Annotated in this window: 18 protein-coding genes; 9 read left to right on the top strand and 9 right to left on the bottom strand. The window is 37.5% G+C overall.

Translation table 11 applies throughout. The features are described 5' to 3' along the window. The 4 genes from J7E57_RS03905 to J7E57_RS03890 all read left to right on the top strand — a co-directional run bounded on the left by J7E57_RS03905 (nt 1) and on the right by J7E57_RS03890 (nt 1,964). Nucleotides 1–393 (top strand): ACT domain-containing protein, encoded by a 393-nt coding sequence (locus J7E57_RS03905; protein ID WP_262897867.1) that lies wholly within the window; start codon nt 1–3, stop codon nt 391–393. Then, nucleotides 393–863 carry a CYTH domain-containing protein gene (locus J7E57_RS03900; RefSeq protein ID WP_215125290.1) on the top strand — a complete coding sequence of 157 codons (471 nt, stop codon included), beginning with the start codon at nt 393–395 and terminating at the stop codon, nt 861–863. The genes J7E57_RS03905 and J7E57_RS03900 overlap by 1 nt, the downstream gene beginning before the upstream one ends. A gap of 206 nt (nt 864–1,069) precedes the next feature. Next, a complete protein-coding gene (locus tag J7E57_RS03895) occupies nt 1,070–1,534 on the top strand; it encodes a BON domain-containing protein (RefSeq protein ID WP_215125289.1) in 465 nt (154 codons plus the stop codon). A gap of 7 nt (nt 1,535–1,541) precedes the next feature. After that, entirely contained in the window at nt 1,542–1,964 is a 423-nt protein-coding gene (locus tag J7E57_RS03890; RefSeq protein ID WP_215125288.1) for an SH3 domain-containing protein, read from the top strand. 52 nt (nt 1,965–2,016) lie between these two features. Here the strand turns inward: J7E57_RS03890 and J7E57_RS03885 are convergent, their stop codons facing one another. The 4 genes from J7E57_RS03885 to J7E57_RS03870 form a co-directional block, all read right to left on the bottom strand. Next, nucleotides 2,017–2,652, bottom strand: coding sequence for a response regulator (locus J7E57_RS03885; RefSeq protein WP_215125287.1), 636 nt, complete (start codon nt 2,650–2,652; stop codon nt 2,017–2,019). A 519-nt stretch (nt 2,653–3,171) separates the two neighbouring features. Beyond that, nucleotides 3,172–4,140 (bottom strand): FKBP-type peptidyl-prolyl cis-trans isomerase, encoded by a 969-nt coding sequence (locus J7E57_RS03880; protein ID WP_215125286.1) that lies wholly within the window; start codon nt 4,138–4,140, stop codon nt 3,172–3,174. A gap of 198 nt (nt 4,141–4,338) precedes the next feature. After that, entirely contained in the window at nt 4,339–5,334 is a 996-nt protein-coding gene (locus J7E57_RS03875) for an FKBP-type peptidyl-prolyl cis-trans isomerase (protein WP_215125285.1), read from the bottom strand. 45 nt (nt 5,335–5,379) lie between these two features. Continuing rightward, nucleotides 5,380–6,390, bottom strand: a complete 1,011-nt coding sequence (locus J7E57_RS03870) for a DHH family phosphoesterase (protein WP_215125284.1) — start codon at nt 6,388–6,390, stop codon at nt 5,380–5,382. A 243-nt stretch (nt 6,391–6,633) separates the two neighbouring features. Here J7E57_RS03870 and J7E57_RS03865 point away from each other — a divergent pair, with 243 nt between their 5' ends. From J7E57_RS03865 to J7E57_RS03855, 3 genes are all read left to right on the top strand, one after another. Beyond that, complete coding sequence (locus tag J7E57_RS03865; RefSeq protein WP_025144153.1) at nt 6,634–7,053, top strand: nucleoside-diphosphate kinase; 420 nt, start codon at nt 6,634–6,636, stop codon at nt 7,051–7,053. 205 nt (nt 7,054–7,258) lie between these two features. Then, entirely contained in the window at nt 7,259–8,032 is a 774-nt protein-coding gene (locus J7E57_RS03860; protein WP_215125283.1) for an FKBP-type peptidyl-prolyl cis-trans isomerase, read from the top strand. A 424-nt stretch (nt 8,033–8,456) separates the two neighbouring features. After that, nucleotides 8,457–8,630 carry a hypothetical protein gene (locus J7E57_RS03855; RefSeq protein ID WP_215125282.1) on the top strand — a complete coding sequence of 58 codons (174 nt, stop codon included), beginning with the start codon at nt 8,457–8,459 and terminating at the stop codon, nt 8,628–8,630. Nucleotides 8,631–8,726: 96 nt separating this feature from the next. On the opposite strand, the gene J7E57_RS03850 is transcribed toward J7E57_RS03855, so the two are convergent. Then, entirely contained in the window at nt 8,727–9,017 is a 291-nt protein-coding gene (locus tag J7E57_RS03850; protein WP_029278338.1) for a DUF721 domain-containing protein, read from the bottom strand. Next, complete coding sequence (recF, locus tag J7E57_RS03845) at nt 9,010–10,113, bottom strand: DNA replication/repair protein RecF (RefSeq protein ID WP_215125281.1); 1,104 nt, start codon at nt 10,111–10,113, stop codon at nt 9,010–9,012. The genes J7E57_RS03850 and recF overlap by 8 nt, the downstream gene beginning before the upstream one ends. Before the next feature lie 120 nt (nt 10,114–10,233). Here recF and J7E57_RS03840 point away from each other — a divergent pair, with 120 nt between their 5' ends. Beyond that, complete coding sequence (locus J7E57_RS03840; protein WP_215125280.1) at nt 10,234–10,626, top strand: hypothetical protein; 393 nt, start codon at nt 10,234–10,236, stop codon at nt 10,624–10,626. Nucleotides 10,627–10,749: 123 nt separating this feature from the next. Then, on the top strand, nt 10,750–11,415 hold the full coding sequence (locus J7E57_RS03835) for a tetratricopeptide repeat protein (protein ID WP_108197625.1): 666 nt from the start codon (nt 10,750–10,752) through the stop codon (nt 11,413–11,415). Between the two features lie 862 nt (nt 11,416–12,277). On the opposite strand, the gene pth is transcribed toward J7E57_RS03835, so the two are convergent. The 3 genes from pth to J7E57_RS03820 form a co-directional block, all read right to left on the bottom strand. After that, a complete protein-coding gene (gene pth / locus J7E57_RS03830; RefSeq protein ID WP_215125279.1) occupies nt 12,278–12,838 on the bottom strand; it encodes an aminoacyl-tRNA hydrolase in 561 nt (186 codons plus the stop codon). A gap of 223 nt (nt 12,839–13,061) precedes the next feature. Then, the gene (locus J7E57_RS03825) at nt 13,062–13,646 is read right to left on the bottom strand and encodes a 50S ribosomal protein L25/general stress protein Ctc (RefSeq protein ID WP_029278329.1); all 585 of its coding nucleotides are present in this window, start codon (nt 13,644–13,646) and stop codon (nt 13,062–13,064) included. A gap of 186 nt (nt 13,647–13,832) precedes the next feature. After that, entirely contained in the window at nt 13,833–14,774 is a 942-nt protein-coding gene (locus tag J7E57_RS03820; protein ID WP_029278327.1) for a ribose-phosphate pyrophosphokinase, read from the bottom strand. Nucleotides 14,775–15,044: the final 270 nt, after the last annotated feature.

Below are 15,044 nucleotides of genomic sequence, written 5' to 3'. Positions count from 1 at the left end.
ATGACAGGAGAGAAAAGTTTGGCAAAACTGCTAAAAACAATGAAACCAGTGCACAACCCTGGCGAATTTGTATTTTGTAGGGTTGAACATCCAAGCACAATAGATATTAACCTGGCAATTTGTTTATTCAAAGAGCAGGAGGCAACCACGGTGGTCTTAAAAAAAGAAATTGCAGATCATTTGGGTCTTGAGTATACTTTTATCGCTTCTTGGATCACATTAACCGTACACTCTTCTTTAGAAGCCATAGGTTTAACAGCAGCATTTTCAGCTGCACTTGCCGAAAAAGGTATAAGCTGCAACGTAATGGCGGGCTATTATCACGACCATATATTTGTGAATTTGAAAGATAATGAGGCAGCGATGAATATTTTAGAACAACTCTCCAAATAATGGGTAAGGAAATAGAGCGCAAATTTTTGATCGATCTGCAGAAGTGGGATAACCTGAGCAAACCAGAGGGAAAGCTTTTTAGGCAAGGCTATCTGCTTACTGATAAAGATAAAACCATACGTGTAAGGGCAACAGCAACCAAAGGCTTTTTAACCATAAAAGGTCAAACAATAGGTGCCACACGAATGGAATATGAATATGAGATCCCTGTTGCGGAGGCCAAAGAATTATTAGATAATTTCTCTTTATCTGAGCTTTCGAAAACCCGTTACGAAATTCCGTTTAGCGGTAAACTTTGGGAAATAGATGTATTTTTAGGCGATAATACAGGCCTCATTGTTGCCGAAATTGAACTTGACAGTGAAGACGAAATATTTGCCTTGCCAGATTGGGTAAGCAGAGAAGTTACCGAAGAAGAAAAATATTATAATTCCAATTTAACTATAAAGCCATTTAAAGACTGGATTTAGCACAACCTATAGACCTTGCAAGTTTGAAAACTTGTGAGGTCTTTTCATATACAGCGTTTTTTTTTATAAATAATTAATAGATTTCACTTTCTAGTTAAACGCATTTCATATATTAGCTTTATCGAAGTCATCCCACCGATAAAAAGGAAATTACTTTAATTTCTAAGCATTGTATTGTCAAATAATATCAATATAAAACCAAAAGGATGAAAACAACTAAATTATTAATGAGCATGGTTATTGCAACTACACTATTTTTTGTAGGCTGCAAACCAAACGATGCGGCCATCCAAGCTGCAATTCAAGCCAAAGAAGCAGCAGGCATTACGGTGGCCGTTGCCAAAGGCGAAGTAACTTTAACTGGCGAAGTTGATGATGAAGCCACAAAGGCCAAAGCAGAAGAAATTGCAAAGGCAGAAAAAGGAGTGAAAGCTGTAATCAACAATTTAACAGTGAAACCAGCAGATGTACCAGTGGTAATCGCCGAAGACTCCGCTTTAATTAAAAATGTTGCTGATGCAACCAAAGATTTCCCAACGGTGAAAGCTGAGGTTAAAGACGGTGTAATTCTCTTAACCGGGGAGATTAAAAAAGCCTCTCTAATAACTTTAATGCAACATTTGAGTGCGTTAAAACCTAAAAAAATCGACAATAAATTAACCGTTAAATAACCCGACCATGGCATTAGCAGATAAATATAAAACACTAACTGACGCAGCAACTGCGGCGGGCATAGCAGATTTAGCAGTAAGGGAGCAGGATGGGATTTTATACATAGATGGAACTGCCGCCGATGGCGCGACTAAAGACCACCTTTGGGAAGTTTACAATCAGATCGACCCAAATTTTACTTCAGGTGATCTGGTTCTGAATGTAAACGTGGCCATTGATGCAGCGGTCACGCACGCAAAAGTTATCACAGAGAGCAGTAATCTAAATATCCGTAAAGGTCCGGGAACCGATCAACCAATTGTAGGTAAGGCTGCACATGGCGAAGTAATTACCCTTGTAAACAGAAGCAACGATTTATGGTGGCTGGTACGAACTAACGATGGCGAAGAAGGCTATTGTTATGCGCAATATTTAGAAGCGCAGGCTTAAAAATGCGAACAGACCTCGCAGGTTTCTGAAACCTGTGAGGCCTGTTTTAAAATTAAATTAGCTGATGCTCGTGCGCAAAATTCAGCAAACCAACAATTGATTTAACGCCAGTTTTACGCCATATATTTTTACGATGGGTTTCTACTGTATGTTCCGAAATAAATAACATCTTGCCAATATCTGCAGAAGTGTATTCTTTGGCAATCAACCTAATAATTTCTACTTCCCGGGGTGATAAAATATTCGCTTCCTCTGTATGGTTTTCACGCTGGTAACCGTTAATAAATTTAGCCGTAATGGAATTTTGTATATAGGTTTCGCCGAGCATAACCTTATTAATTGCTTTATGCAGTTCGTGAAACTTTACATTTTTTAAAAGATAGCCATTTGCTCCAGACTTGATCATTTTCGAGATATTGATAAAATCATCCTGCATAGAAAGTACAATAACTTTAATTTTGGGGAATTCTCTTTTAATCAATTTAGTTAAATCAGCTCCAACCTTCTCGCTAACACTAACATCGGCAAGCACAATATCTGGCGTTTTAGTCCTGATCAATTGTACGGCAAGTGCAGCAGAATTAACCTCGCCAACAACAACAATACTTTCTGAATCACTTAGAATGGATTCAACACTATCCATTAATGCATCATAATCGTGAATTAAAAAGACCTTGATCTTCTCCATAAAGTTTAGTTTTAACGTTAACTCTTTTCACCAGAAATTCAGGCAAAACAGTTTGAAGAGGTTTTAAACACAAGGTTAATCGCTATTCAAAACCTACCCAATATTCTATCAAAAGCTTTAAATTTTATGTTTTTAACTAAGGTAGGTTGCATCTTGTTCTTGACATATTCCAATAAATTAGCCCCCTGTTTTTGCATAACGGTTGAGTGAAACCATTTAGAAATACTGCGGTTATTTCTATTGCATGTTGGGTAACGATAAGAAGCCGTTACATGCCTGCAATATCCATCCTTTATAAACAGATTGAAAAATATGCTAAACAGCATCAATTTCAGGCCCAGAAACATAATAGTACTGCTTGAGCGCATAGTAATAATAAGGATGGTTAATTGTTTTGTTAATCTAATTTAAACAAAAATTTCATTTTGCCACTACAATTATTAATTTCTTAACACAAAAAAGTGCAAAGCCAGTATTGAATTTTACTGATCCCTGCGCTTTTATATTGGGATAAGTATTTTATTTACTTAGCGGTATGGCCACATTTGGTTTAATAATACCTTTCAGTTCTACATCAAATACCAATGGCGTAAATGGATTAATTGGTCCGCCACCATTTTCTCCAAAACCCAATCTCGATGGCAAAATCATTTTGATCTTACCGCCTACACCAATAAGTTGGATACCCTGAATAACGCCTTGCGGCAATTGCCCTAATGGTAGGCTACGTGGCACATATTGTACGCTTTCAGAGAAAATTCCGGCTTCTTTTGCGATTTTAGCATTCGAAGTATCAAAAACATTTAATGTTCCATTCGATTTTTTATTGGTAAACTGACCTGTGTAATCCATTAATACCGTATCCGTTAAAGTTGCTCTTTCAGAATTACCCGGAGCAGAAATTACATATTGCAATCCAGATGGCGCAATAGTGACCTTTAAATCATTCTCGGCCACGTATTTTGCAATTTTAGCAGGCTCTACCACTTTATTTTTTTCATTTAGCGCTTTGTACTCCGATTCAAAGAAAAGTCGTTTCTTCGCTTCGAAAATAGAATCGGGATCTTTCCCTTTATGCAATACTTTCTCAATTTTAATCGTAAAAGAAGCAATGTTTGATTTTAGTCCTTTTGGCTTAGGCTGGCCTGAATATTTCTCCATAGAATCCAGGTTCAATTTAAAAACTGCACTGTCTCCTTCACCGAGCAGTTTCAATCCTGAAGCTAAATCGCCTTTAAACATCGACTTGCTAATGGCAAAGAAAGCCGGACGCTCATTATCGTAAGTATTTACCATTACCGAATCGGGATTGGTATTGGTTTCTACTGTTTGAACACCATTTAACTTTACATAATCGCCATCCTGAATTTTCGGCTTACCGTCACTTTTATAGATCTTGTAAGTCATATCTCCTTCACCCTTTTCGAATTTGTTACAGGCAGACATGCCTAGTGCCGCCGCCAAGAGAATAATAATTCCGTTCCTCATTTAAATTTATTTATTAAAAAATAGTAGTTAGATCTTTTTCAAAATGCCTACTATTTTATTAGATCACTACAAAGATAGGTTATAATAAGTTTTTATAAATCTTTGAAACGTTTTATTTCTTGGCTCAGTATTAAAAAATAATAAACAAAAAAAATCCTGCTTAAATAATAAGCAGGATTTTAAAATATTTTTAAGAAATTATTTTTTAACTACAGGAGCAGGCATTTGAACTGGAGCTGCTGCAGCTGGTTTTCCTTTGATAATATCTTTGATTTCTAAATCGAAAGCAATTGGGCTGAAAGGCATGATACCTACCTGAGGTGCACCTTGCTCGCCATAACCTAAATTAGAAGGGATAATTACTTTAATTTTACCACCTTTACCAATTAACTGTAAAGCTTCAGTAAATCCTGGGATTGTACCGCCAACTGGCATTTTTTGAGGACCGTAAGGTTTACCTGGTTTAAATTCGTTTTCTGCTTTAGCCAATTTCTCATCACTTGTATCGAAGATTTTGTATTTACCATCTTTACCTTTTTTAGTTACTCTACCAGTATAATCAATTAATACGGTATCGCCTAAAGCTGGTTTTTCTGCACTGCCTGGTTTTTCTATAATGTAGTGTAATCCGCTCGCAGTGGTTTTGGTCTCTAATTTAGTATCTTCTAAATAGCTTTTTAATTTAGCAGGTTCAGCAGCTTTCTTTTTTTCTGAAGTAGCTTTGTAATCAGCCTGGAAAAACTCCTGTGCTCTTTTGTTAAAAGTAGAATCAGCTTCACCGGTTTTTTTCTTGAATACTTTTTCGATTTTCACTGTAAAAGTGATGTATTTATCATTTTTGAACTGCTCTGGTTTAGGTTGTTTACTATGAAGTGCCATAGTATCTAAGTTTACTTTAAAAGTAGCGCTATCGCCTTCTCCAAACAATGTTAAAACATCATTCATATCACCAGCATACATTTTTTTCTGTGCAGGAAATACTGCAGGAGTTTCGCTATCGAAAGTGCTGGATAAAACTGAATCTTTATCGTTTTTCTGGATAAAATTCATTTTAACGATATCGCCTTCTTTGATTTTCTCGTTACCTGCCGAGTGGTGAATGGTATACAATAAGCCACCAGCTCCCTTTTTCTCTTTGTTACATGCCGCTAAACCTAAGGTGGCTGCTGCTAGAATAATAATTCCCTTTTTCATTTATTTAATTTGACTTTTTTAAGTTTATTGTTTTATTTCTTGTGTTTAAGCTATCAATTGTTCTTTGTATTCTGCTAATATTGTTTTAAATTCATTTACTACATCAGCCAAGGGTTTTTCTGCTGCGCCACCTGCTGCATTCCTATGGCCACCGCCATTAAAATATTTTTTACAGATTTCGTTGGCCGGAAAATCGCCTGTAGACCTAACAGATAATTTAACTTTATCCGGACGCTCAATAATTAATGCGGCTAAACGGATGCCATTAATCGATAATGCGTAGTTTACCACGCCCTCTGTATCGCCGGTTGCACTATGATATTGTGCCAGTTCTTCTTTTGTAACCGAAATAATGGCGGTATTGTATTCTCTTATAACTTCTAACTTGTTTGACAGGCAATAACCCAAAAAGCGCAAACGATTTTCGCTTGCATTATCGTATACCAATTGATGGATTTTCCAGTGCTCGGCACCAAGATCTATCAAATCAGCTGCAATACGGTATACATCGGCTGTAGCTGAAGGAAAGCGGAAAGATCCAGAATCGGTCATGATACCGGTGTACAAACAGGCTGCAACATCTTTGTTGATGCCAGCTTTATCTTCCAATTGATTAACAATAAAATCGTAAACCAATTGCGCAGCAGCACAGGCATTAATATCCCAATGACGGTAATCATCAAAATCTTCAGGTTCGAGGTGATGATCGATCATGATTTTTTTTGCTCCTGCTGCTCTAACCAATTCGCCAAGTTCATTAATCCTGCCTAGGGTGTTAAAATCAAGGCAAAATATGAGCGAAGCTTCATCCACTAACTTAGCGGCCTTATCTTGCTCTTCTGTAAAAATAATTACATCGCCATTATTTGGCATCCAATGCAGAAAGGTAGGATAATCTGTAGGTGTGATTACCTTAACATGATGGCCTTTTTGAATTAAATATCCATATAACCCCAGAGATGAACCCATCGCATCGCCATCGGGTTTGTGATGCGTGGTGATCACAATTCGTTGTGGCGTAGCTAATAATGTTTTTAATTCAGTTAGTGTAAGCATATATTTTTTGCGCTGCAAAGCTAAGTAAATTTAGATTAGGATTAAAGGATTTTAGGATTAGTAGGATCATAGTTTTAAAAGAGATGGAGATTAACAGGATTATACAACTTAAAAAAAGCTCAGTTAGCCATTTGAAGCCTAATTATCCATTACGAACCTCGGTTCGCGACCGAAAAACAATGTTTATTGATTATTCATCAATTAAAACGTATTTTTGCAAAAAAAATTGATATCAAAAGCACAATGAGCACTAACAGAACTTTTACCATGATCAAGCCTGACGCAGTAGCAAACGGCCATATCGGATCGATCATTAACGACATTACAAATGCTGGTTTTAAAATCATCGCATTAAAATATACTAAACTTACAGATGAAACTGCTGGTCAGTTCTATGCTGTTCACGCTGAGCGTCCTTTTTACAAAGATTTAGTAAGCTTTATGTCTTCAGGACCTATTGTTGCTGCTATTTTAGAAAAAGACAATGCCATCGAAGATTTCAGAAAATTGATCGGTGCTACTAACCCAGCTGAGGCAGCAGAAGGAACTATCCGTCAGAAATATGCAAAATCAATCGATGCTAACGCGGTTCACGGTTCAGATTCTGATGAGAATGCAGAAATTGAAGGTAACTTCTTCTTCAAAGCAGACGAACGTTTCTAGTTTTCAACACAAAAAACTTACGATAAAACCCCGAATATTCGGGGTTTTATTGTTTTATCTATTTTGTATCTTTCGGCCTTAAAATATAATCCACCATTTTAAACCCGTTTGAATTAATTACACATAAAATAACCAATGAAACCATCATGATTTACCAACAATAAACCATGATCGCTTCATCACAAATGAAAACAATTTAACAAGAATGAAAAGAATTTTTTTAGCGGTATGTCTATCCGGTATCGCTGCTGCATCTTATGCACAAACCAAAACAGCAGCAAAGAAACCTGTTGCCAAAAAACCAACCACAGCCGCAAGTAAAACATCAACCTTTACAGCGGGTTTAAAATCTACTTTAGATTCTACCAGTTATGCTTTCGGTACTTCCATCGGCGCGGGATTAAAGACAACTGGCCTTTCTACCTTAAATTACGAAGTACTGTTAAAAGGACTGAAAGATGCATTTACAGGAGGCAAGGTTATTTTAACTCAGCAGCAGGCACAACAATGTATTAATGAGGCATTAGCCAAGGCATCATCAGTAAAAAACAAAGCTGAAGAAGCAGCAAATAAAATTAAATATGCACCAATTATGAAAGAAGGACAAGATTTCTTAGAACAAAACAAAAAACGTGCAGGTGTACAAACAACTGCAAGCGGCTTACAATACGAAGTTTTAACTGCTGGTACCGGCGTTAAACCATTGGCAACCGATTCGGTATTGGTTCATTACAAAGGAACATTATTGAACGGAAAACAATTTGACAGCTCTTATGATAGAGGCGAACCGATTTCATTCCCACTAAACCAAGTAATTAAAGGCTGGACAGAAGGTGTACAATTGATGCCTTCGGGTTCTAAATACAAATTTTTCATTCCATATGATTTAGCATACGGAGCGCGTGGTGCCGGACAGGATATCCCTCCTTACAGCACTTTAATCTTCGAGGTTGAATTGTTAAAAGTGAACGGAAAATAAAAATTTCTATTCGTCATCTCGACTGAAGCACGGCGAAACGGAGAGATCTTTTAACCATAATCAAAGATTTCTCCATTGCACCACCAATGAAAAATTAATCAAGATACCTGCTTCTTTATTGAGCAGGTATTTTTTTTGGAAAACGATGTTCAGTGCGATGTGGCAGCTGGAGTCCCGCCATCGCTTATAGTCCTCTCCCGATGAAATATCGGGATGCGGGCTATGCCGCTTTGTCGCGTTTATTAACAAGGGGCAGAAGCACTAAACTTGCAGTCAGATGGCAAACTCTTACACTACTACAAAGATACCTAGACCAGAATCATGCTCAAAGATTTCTCCACCACGGCCGGAATGACGAAATCTAGAGCATTTTACTAAAACTTTCTTCAGTATTCAATGTTAGCTATTACAAATTAACATGTATATGAAAAGAGCATTTCCTTTAGTACTGATCGCATTTTTATGCACTACCTTAAGCAGTTGTGAACTAGTAGAAGGTATATTTAAAGCCGGCGTTTGGGTGGGCGTAATTGTAGTTGTAGTAGTGGTTACACTGCTGATCTGGATTTTGTCCAAGATATTTGGTGGAAGAGGCTAGTTTAGTCCTGAGTCTATAGTCCTTAGTCGGGAGTCTTAGTCCTCATTAAAAAAATATTAAGGGTATAAGTGAAAATCTTATGCCCTTTTATTATGCTTATAAAAAAATCATATCGGTAATTACCACACTACCGGCATGTTCATTAAGCTTCTGGATAATGCCCTGACGTACCATAACCAATTCATTTTTGATTACCGAAGATTCGATGCGTAGGAACAATTTCTTATCGTGAATGTAGATCTGCTTGGTCCTGTTGGCTATGGCGGTGCCCATAATCTCTGGCCAGATAGACAAGATTGAAGTTTCGTCGAATTTACGGCGCAAACGGTATACATCCAGCATTTTGCTGATGGCATCTTTTACTGTAACATCATTGGGTTTACGCATTTTGTATAGTTCCGTTATCTACTTCGAACAAAGTTACATCAACTTCTATTTTTTCAAAAATTGATTTTACCCTTTCTCTTCCTGTATCTGTAATAAATATCTGCCCAAAATCATGGTGGGAAACCATTTGCATCAATTTTTGAACGCGGTTATCATCCAGCTTATCAAAAATATCATCCAACAAAAGCAAAGGCTTAAATCCTTTGTTTTTGGCGAGGTAAGCATACTGGGTAATCTTCAAAGCAATTAAGAAAGATTTCTGCTGACCTTGTGAGCCAAACTTCTTTAAAGGCATTCCGCTGATCACAAAAGCCAGTTCATCTTTATGGATACCAGTTGTGGTACGCTCCAGTACACGGTCTTTCTCTACCGATTTTTTTAACAGCTCCTCGAAAGTAACCTCATTCAATTGCGATTGATAATTCAGCTCCACCGTTTCCTTATTGTCTGTAAGGTAGGTATAATATTGGTTAAACAGCGGAATAAACTCATCCATAAAGGCCTTACGGATAGCGAATATCTTATTGCCGGCTATAATCAACTGCTCATCCAAAATCTCAAGCAATGTAGGATCGTACTTTCTGGTAATGGCAATCTGTTTTAAAAAAGCATTCCGGTTTAACAGAATGCGGTTATAGGTAATCAACTGATCCAGGTAATGTGAGTCTGTTTGCGAAATAACATTGTCAATAAACTTTCTCCGCTCCTCACTACCTTCCATAATCAGGTTTACATCATAGGGAGAAACCATCACTACCGGAAAAAGGCCAACATGATCAGCCAATTTATCGTATTCTTTTTTATTGCGTTTAAACTGTTTTTTTTGGTTGCGTTTTACCCCGCAGGAAATTTTTTCGTTTTTTTCGTTGCGGTCAAAATCGCCCTGGATCATAAAAACTTCTTCATTGGTTTTGATCTGCTGGCTATCGATGGGATTAAAGTAACTTTTACATAGACAGAGGTAGTGAATAGCATCAAGCATGTTCGTTTTGCCTGAGCCATTATTACCCGTAAAAACGTTTACCGTTTCCGAGAAATGGAGATCTGCATCGGTATAGTTCTTGAAATTTAGAAGGGTAATATTTTTTAACCACATAAATATGTCACAAATTTACCGTTTTTTAGCCTCTTAACACCCATTGTTTAAAATAAACGTTAATAACACTTAAAAAAATTGTACTTTCATAGCAAGGAAAATTAGATGGTTGCACAAAAAATGTTAGAAGGAAATGTTCTATGGTCATATGATCATGAACTGACCAATGAAAAAAGTTCGGGCTGGATTAAAAAAATCGCCGGTTTATTTTCGTTTTTAAAGCCAATTCACAATCACGAGGGCGATATTCTATTGGCATCGAATGGTCTTTTTATCACCGGAGACGAACAATTAGAACTTCCATTATCGAACATAGAAGAAGTTTATATGGGGTTCGACGACTTATTTCCAGCTTCATCAGCAAAAAACTTCGGTGCATTCTGGCAACCCATCAGAATTAGATCGACTGTGAGCCGCTCTGAAAGTCAAACTATATACCTGGTGATTAACCACACTGGTATTTTTAGCGATAACCAAACCTGGTTTAACACACTAATTAGCTTGTTACGCTAATGATCATGACGATTTTACGATTTGCAAGCCTAAATAACTAATGTTTAATTAAATACTTCAAAATAAAGATTGATACTTTGATTGAAAAATGTATTTTTGCAATCTTAAATTTTTTAAACAAACATGTCTACAACAGATAACCAGACAATTCAACCAACTAAAAAAGGTTCATTTTTACAAGAGAATAATAAGAGCTTACTGTTTATTGCAGGTGCTGTAGTTTTATTAGTTTTAATATATCTTTGGTATCAAGGCGTGTATTTAAAAGGTCGTGCTGAAGAAGCCGCTAGCAAAATGTACAAAGCAGAGCAATTTGTTGGTGTAGATTCATTATCGAACAGAGCTGTTAAAGGCGAAGGTGGTTACCCAGGCTTAGAGCAGATTGCTAAAGAATACGATAACACAAAATCGGCAAACTTAGCTAACCTTTACCTGGGCGGTATTTACTTGCGTAAAGGCGAATACAAACAAGCTATAGAGGCATTAAGCAAATATAGCGCTACAGGCAGTCCGGTTGCAGATCCATTGGCTTTAGGCTTATTAGGTGATGCTTACAGCGAATTGAAAGACTTTAAACAAGCGGCCACTTACTATAAAAAAGCGGCAGATAAAGCAAGTAAATTTACTTCACCAATGTTTTTAAAGAAATTAGGATTGGTTAACGAAAGCCAAAATGATTTTAAAGGTGCTGTTGAAGCTTATACTAAAGTAAAAACACAATACCCTGAGAGTGCAGAAGCGCAATTAATTGATGCTTACATTGCAAGAGCTCAAGAAAAAGTTAAATAATCATTAACTAAAACATATTTATGAAAAGATCATCGAAAGATGGTCTTTTTTTGTTTAAAAGCTTTTGTTTGTTAATTGCGCTGGTTCTTCGATTATGCTGCCCATTGGCATATCCCCATAGAAAAGTCGTCATCTCGACTGGAGCATTGCGGAATAGAGAGATCTATGAACCAGATTAACTTAGAAAATAGATTTAGCTTCGCTGAGCCTTCGGGTTCTCGGCTGCGTTGCACTCTGCTCGAAATGACGATACTACGAGGCTATTCATTCTACTCCGTGCCTAGTGGCCCACCAAACGATAAACGGCCTCATCCACTAATCATTGTTTTTTTTTTGGAAATCAGGTGCAGAGCCTTTTAGGCTTGTGCAGTCCCGCTCTACGTTTTTTTCCGATGTTGATTTAGTTTTAAAACCAATTTATCGATAAAGCATCGGAACCACTTCGATCGGGTTTAGGTGGCGCAGCCAGCAATACTATTTGGGGTTGCATGATGCAGAAAAAAGGAAGTCGACCCTACATGATATTCGCCAGATCAGAGGGCCTGTAAGGACACAGACCATGACTCGAAAAGGAAATCTATATAAAATATGCTATTCAACCTTTAATAATAGCAAAGACATTGCCCTTTAAACCTGATTGAAATGGAAAGCCCGGAACCCGATCCTTTATCGGGTGAGGACTTGCAATGAAAAGCAGGACGAACAATAAAAAGAGCCTCTGCAATTGCTTTAAAAAAAAGCTATCCTAACCTGATCAAAGCATGTTACAGTATAGATGCTGAAATAAATCTGATAGCTATCGGATCAACATGACGATCCATCTAATCAATTAACCGATTTAAACCGTTAACCGATTAACCATCTACTTATTAAAAGCCGTCATGGTGTGGGCGGGCCCAACGGTTACGTAACTTTTAATCAGCGCTATGCTTTTATCAATCAACGCAGGGAGTTCTAATTGCTCATCCTTATCAAACAAGCCCAAAACAAAATCAACTTGTCTACCTTTCGGATAATCGTTACCGATACCGAAGCGCAAGCGTGCATAATTTTGTCCGCCACAAACCTCTTCGATGCTTTTTAAGCCATTGTGACCAGCGCTAGAGCCCTGTAGTTTTAGCCTCAGCTTACCGAGAGGCAATGCAAGGTCGTCAACAATCACCAAAACATTTTCTGGTGCTATTTTTAACTCTTTCATCCAATAGTTTACGGCTTTACCACTTAAGTTCATAAAAGTGGTTGGTTTAATTACATGAAGTTTTTTACCTTTAAAGCTCACCTCAGCATAATAAGCCAAGCGGATATTCTCGAAACTTCCATCTAAATTTTTAACCAGTTCATCGGCGATATCAAACCCAATGTTATGTCTGGTATGTGCATAATCTGGTCCGATATTCCCTAAGCCAACTATAAGATATTTCATGGGGGCAAAGGTAGAAGCTTAAAGCGAAAAGACCAAAGACTAAAGCGAAAAGTCGGAAGTCCATGCCGCGAATTTATTCATTTATTTTCAAACAGCTTCTTAATGGATAGCGGAGCGGTTAGCGTTAGGCGGTTAGCGGATTAACCTTGATGTAAATAAAAAAAGCGTTCCGAATTAAATCGAAACGCTTCATCTTGAAATCAAGAAATCCTAAGAATCCTGATTATTTTTTACCTTTAGCAGCTTCAGTTTCTGCTTGTTTTAACGCTCTAGACATTGCAACAGAAACGATAGTATCTTCAGGAGTGTTAGTGATCACATATTTTTGACCTTTAAGATCGCGAACACGGAATAAACTACCCACTTCTAATTTCTCTAAGCTTACTTCTACGTTTTGTGGCATATCTGCTGGTAATGCTTTAACACGTAGTTTACGTAATTTCTGGATTAATTTACCCCCCATTTTAACACCTGGAGAAGTTCCTGTTAATTTAACCGGGATCTCCATAACGATTTCTTTCTCGTCGAACAACTGAAGAAAATCGATGTGCATTAATACGTCGGTAAGTGGGTGAAATTGAGTGTCTTTTACGATAGCTTTAGTTTTAGTACCGTTAACATCAATCTCCACAAAGTTTACATCCGGGGTATAAATAACATCTCTTAAGTCAGCAATAACTACAGCAAAGTGTTGTTGCTCTTTTCCACCATACAATACCGCCGGAACTTTACCTTCGTAACGAAGTTCCTTGGCATCGCGTTTCCCTACGTTCTCTCTTGGAGAACCGCTAATTGCGATTGTTTTCATTTTATTTTTATTTTATATTTATTAGTAGTCAGTATTAAGTATCGAGTTTCAAGACCTTAAGCCTTCGACCTTCTACCCTTTACCTTATTTAAACTCTCTTTTTGTTTAATTGGTTAATTGTTGTAATTGGTTAACTGACGGCAAATCTACAATTAACCGATTAACCAGTTTATACAATTAACCTCACTATACTCTAAACAGATCACTAATTGAGCCGTGCTCGTTTACATTGGCAATTGCCCTTGCAAATAAGCTGGCAGTGCTTAGCACCCTAATTTTCGGACTTTCCTGTTTCAACGGGATAGTGTCCGTAACGATTAACTCGGTTAATACCGAATTTTCTACCGTTTCTATTGCCTTGCCTGATAATACTGCGTGTGTACAAACCGCTCTAACACTTGCAGCACCGTTTTCCATAATCAAAGCCGCAGCTTTTGATAAGGTTCCGGCAGTATCGCAAATATCATCGATCAATACTACATCCTGTCCGGTTACATCACCAATAATCGACATCGATTCGATTTCGTTGGCACGTTTACGGCGTTTATCGCAAATAATTACCTCAGCATTAAAAAACTTGGCAAAAGTACGTGCCCTGTACGAACCGCCCATATCTGGCGATGCAATAGTTAAGTTTTTTAAGCCCAAACTTTTAATATAAGGCACAAAGATTACCGATCCATCTAAGTGATCAACCGGGATATCGAAGAAACCCTGTATCTGTGCAGCATGCAAATCCATCGTCATGATGCGGTGGATACCTGCTGATTTTAATAAGTTAGCCACCAATTTGGCACCGATTGCTACACGAGGTTTATCTTTTCTATCCTGACGGGCCAAACCATAATAAGGAACAACTGCAGTAATATAATGTGCCGATGCTCTTTTAGCCGCATCAACCATTAGCAAAAGTTCCATTAAATTATCACTGGGCTGATAAGTAGATTGGATTAGAAAAACATCACTACCGCGGATTGACTCATCAAAAGAAGGCTGAAACTCTCCATCACTGAATTTGTGAATGGTTACGCTACCAAGTGGCTTGCCGTAATGTTCGGCAATCTTAAGTGATAATCCCTTAGAACCTGTTCCGGAAAAAAGCTTTACCGGGTTAAACTGCAATGGCATGGGTTCGTGTAGTTTACGGTTAAAAAAAATCGGATCATGTCCATTTAAAACATGATCCGACATTAAATTTTAGTTGTCCGACCTGGATTCGAACCAAGACAAACGGTACCAAAAACCGTTGTACTACCCTTATACTATCGGACAAAAACTTATCAAGGATATTCTCCTCGAAAGGGAATGCAAATGTAGGAACCTTATTTTAAATATGCAAGAGTGATTTTAAAATATTTTTAATTTCTTTCCTGCTGTTCCTGTTTGCGATGCAAAGAT

It is taken from the genome of Pedobacter sp. ISL-64 (assembly GCF_018613605.1).
GTDB lineage: Bacteria > Bacteroidota > Bacteroidia > Sphingobacteriales > Sphingobacteriaceae > Pedobacter.
The sequence above is the reverse complement of the archived record's forward strand: the minus strand, read 5'-3'. Positions and strand labels throughout refer to the sequence as shown.